At 77.3% G+C, this 820-nt stretch carries 1 protein-coding gene; it reads right to left on the minus strand.

The window, feature by feature from the left end; all coding sequences use genetic code 11:
* The coding region (locus tag CA983_RS44380; RefSeq protein ID WP_244207375.1) for an MEDS domain-containing protein at nucleotides 1-744 on the minus strand (744 nt) is incomplete at its 3' end.
* Between the last annotated feature and the right edge of the window lie 76 nt (nucleotides 745-820).

Genomic DNA, 820 nt, shown 5'->3' on the forward strand with positions numbered 1-820 from the left:
GAAGCCGGCGAGCGGGTCGCCGACGGGGCGGGCGGAGCGCAGTTCGCAGACGCAGGCGGGCGCTTCGCCCCACAGCAGGGCGGTGCCGTCGAGGGGTGCCAGGGCCGCCGCCGTCTCCGCGACGGCCGTGGCGAACAACTCGGCGTCGGCGGCGGGAAGCCCCCGGGCCTCCGCCCAGGCCTGCACGGCGGCGGCGTGCGGCTCCGCGAGGGGCTGCGCGCCGGCCGGGGGCAGCGGCAGCGGTACGGCGTCGAGTTCGGCCGTGAGCCGCAGCGGGTCCTCGTACACGTCCGTGCCGGGGTGGGCGCGGCGGGCCGCGGCGACGACGGCGGGGCCGGCGGTGCGGATGTCGTACGCGCACAGGGCGGTCGTGGCCATGGGTGCGAAGAGGAGGTTGGCGAGGGCCTCGTAGCGGATCCACTCGGTGGTCTCGCGGGCCGAACGGCCCGCCCGGCCGCTCCAGACCGGTTCCATGAGGAGGCGGATCCGGCCGCCCGGGCCGGCGTGGGCGGTGAGGTAGGAGGCCGCCTGGGCGACGGCGTTGGCGGCGGAGCCGGTGTACCAGTCGGTGTGCGGGATGCAGGTGACGTCCTTGGCGTCCGCGCCGAGGGCGTCCCGCAGGAGGTCCAGGTTGCGGGGGTCGGCGATGGCCACGGGGGGTGGTTCGCCGGGCGCGGCGAGGCCTTCGCCGAGGAAGGGCAGGGCGGTGGCCACGAAGTCGTCGTCGGTAYCGAAGACGGCCATGCGGTGGTCGAACGCGGCGGGCGTGGGGGGCTGTCGGGTGGTCAGGGGTTCCCCTCGGGGTCTGCGGTACGGGCGG

This window comes from Streptomyces swartbergensis (assembly GCF_002148965.1).
Taxonomy (GTDB): Bacteria; Actinomycetota; Actinomycetes; order Streptomycetales; family Streptomycetaceae; genus Streptomyces; species Streptomyces swartbergensis.